This is a genomic window from Paraburkholderia sp. (assembly GCF_035656215.1).
Lineage (GTDB): Bacteria > Pseudomonadota > Gammaproteobacteria > Burkholderiales > Burkholderiaceae > Paraburkholderia.
The window spans coordinates 1-3,027 of record NZ_DASRSY010000179.1; the positions used below are offsets into that span (position 1 = coordinate 1).

Sequence of the window (3,027 nt, forward strand, 5' to 3'; positions counted from 1 at the left end):
CGGGTTAATTTCCAGCAAGGAGTCATGCCGTGCGATTTCCCATGCGCTCGTTGATTGCGCGTTTCGCTGTTGCCGTTGCACTGCCGCTCGCCGCGATGTCGTTCGCCGCGACCACCGCTGCCCCCGCTCATGCGCAAGACATGCCGGCCGGCGCGAAGCAGCCCGGCGACTTTCCGCGCGCGAAGCTGACCGCGGGCATGTTCGTGATCGACGCGGCCGTCGCCGCCAACGACGCGGACCGCGAACAAGGTCTGATGTATCGCACGACCCTCGCGCCGAATGAAGGCATGCTGTTCGTCTTCAATGAAACCGCGGTGCATTGCTTCTGGATGAAGAACACGTTGATCCCGCTGTCGATCGCTTTCATGCGCGCCGACGGCACGGTCACCGACATCGACGAAATGCAGGCCGAGACCACCAACAATCACTGCCCGAAGAACAACGGTGTGTATGCGTTGGAAATGAGCAAGGGCTGGTTCTCGTCGAAAGGCATCAAACCGGGGATGAAAATCCAGGGCTTGCCGGCCGCGCAATAACAGCGCGCCAACCACGGCGATACCCTGCCGCTTCATCAGCGGCCGCTTTTCAGAAAAAGCCGGTGCCTTATGCGAGGCACCGGCTTTTTTGCGTTCAGAGCGAGGCCCGCACTGCACGGCGGAGCCTCGCGCCGGCCCGTAAGCCCATGTCAGCAGGCCTTCACGCGTGGCTGGCAAGATTCCTGCAAAAGCCGGGCCGACGCGCTATCCTAGTATTCTTAGCAAAGCAGCAAAAAAGGCTCCCCGGGCAGCACAGACTGCCGCCCGGCAAGCGTTTCAGGCGCGCCATTCCAAGGAGGTTCACGTGCCCCGCAAGACTCCCATCGAGCGCTACCGGAATATCGGCATTAGCGCTCACATCGACGCCGGCAAAACCACCACCACCGAACGCATCCTGTTCTACACAGGCGTGACCCACAAGATCGGCGAGGTTCACGACGGTGCTGCGACGATGGACTGGATGGAACAGGAGCAGGAGCGCGGCATCACCATCACGTCGGCGGCCACCACCGCCTTCTGGAAGGGCATGGCCGGCAACTATCCCGAACACCGGATCAACATCATCGACACCCCGGGTCACGTCGACTTCACGATTGAAGTGGAGCGCTCGATGCGCGTGCTCGACGGCGCGTGCATGGTGTACGACTCGGTCGGCGGCGTGCAGCCGCAGTCCGAAACCGTGTGGCGTCAGGCGAACAAGTACAAGGTGCCGCGCATTGCGTTCGTCAACAAGATGGACCGTGTGGGCGCGGATTTCTTCCGCGTGCAGCGGCAGATCGCCGATCGTCTGAAGGGCGTCGCCGTGCCGATCCAGATTCCGGTCGGTGCGGAAGATCATTTCCAGGGCGTGGTCGATCTCGTCAAGATGAAGGCGATCTATTGGGACGAAGAGAACCAGGGGATCAAATTCGAGTACAGGGATATTCCGCCGGAACTCGCAGCTACCGCGAAGGAATGGCACGACAAGATGGTCGAAGCCGCCGCTGAAGCGAGCGAGGAACTGCTCGACAAATACCTGGGCGGCGAGACGCTGACCGAAGAGGAAATCAAGCACGGCATCCGCGTGCGCACGATCAAGAACGAGATCGTGCCGATGCTGTGCGGCAGCGCGTTCAAGAACAAGGGCGTGCAGGCCATGCTCGACGCCGTCATCGACTATCTGCCGTCACCGCTCGACATTCCCGCGATCAGCGGTCACGACGAGTACGACCGCGAAATCGAGCGTCATCCGAAAGATGACGATCCGTTCTCCGCGCTCGCCTTCAAGATCATGACCGACCCGTTCGTGGGCCAGTTGATTTTCTTCCGCGTGTATTCGGGCGTGGTGAATTCGGGCGATACCGTCTACAACGCGACCAAGGAAAAGAAGGAACGCCTTGGCCGGATCCTGCAGATGCATGCAAACGAGCGCAAGGAAATCAAGGAAGTCTACTGCGGGGACATTGCCGCGGCAGTGGGCCTGAAAGAAGCGACCACGGGCGACACGCTGTGCGACCCGCAGCATGTGATCATTCTTGAAAAGATGATCTTCCCGGAGCCGGTGATTTCGCAGGCCGTCGAGCCGAAGACCAAGGTCGACCAGGAGAAGATGGGCATCGCGCTCAATCGTCTGGCGCAGGAAGACCCGTCGTTCCGCGTGCAGACGGATGAGGAATCCGGCCAGACCATCATCTCCGGGATGGGCGAGTTGCACCTGGAAATTCTGGTCGACCGGATGAGGCGCGAGTTCGGCGTCGAGGCGACCGTCGGCAAGCCGCAGGTGGCTTACCGCGAAACGGTGCGCAACAAGATCGAAGACGTCGAAGGCAAGTTCGTCAAACAGTCGGGCGGCCGCGGCCAGTACGGCCACGCGGTGATCACGCTCGAACCGGCGGCGCAAGGCAAGGGCTACGAATTCGTCGACGCGATCAAGGGCGGTGTGATTCCACGTGAGTACATTCCGGCCGTCGACAAGGGCATTCAGGAAACGCTGAAGGCCGGCGTGCTGGCGGGCTATCCGGTGGTCGACGTGAAGGTGACGCTGACCTTCGGTTCGTACCACGATGTCGACTCGAACGAAAACGCGTTCCGCATGGCCGGTTCGATGGCCTTCAAGGACGCCATGCGCAAAGCGAAACCGGTGCTGCTCGAACCGATGATGGCCGTCGAAGTGGAAACGCCGGAAGACTTCATGGGCAACGTGATGGGCGACCTGTCGAGCCGGCGCGGCATGGTGCAAGGCATGGAAGACATCGCCGGTGGCGGCGGCAAGCTGGTGCGCGCCGAAGTGCCGCTCGCCGAGATGTTCGGCTACTCGACATCGCTGCGTTCTGCGACGCAAGGCCGCGCGACGTACACGATGGAGTTCAAGCACTACGCCGAAACGCCGAACAACGTCGCGGAAGCCGTGATCAACGCGAAGCACAAGTAAGCGCTGAGGGTTGCAACACGCCGTGTGTTGCAACGCAGGCCAAACAAAAAGCCCGTCCTTTGTGGACGGGCTCAGACTGCT

The 3,027-nt window shown here is 61.2% G+C and carries 2 protein-coding genes; both read left to right on the forward strand.

From position 1 onward, the window contains the following. Positions 1-29: 29 nt before the first annotated feature. Entirely contained in the window at positions 30-536 is a 507-nt protein-coding gene (locus VFE81_RS10175; protein ID WP_325044469.1) for a DUF192 domain-containing protein, read from the forward strand. A 304-nt stretch (positions 537-840) separates the two neighbouring features. After that, positions 841-2,946, forward strand: coding sequence for an elongation factor G (gene fusA / locus VFE81_RS10180; protein WP_325044470.1), 2,106 nt, complete (start codon positions 841-843; stop codon positions 2,944-2,946). Positions 2,947-3,027: the final 81 nt, after the last annotated feature.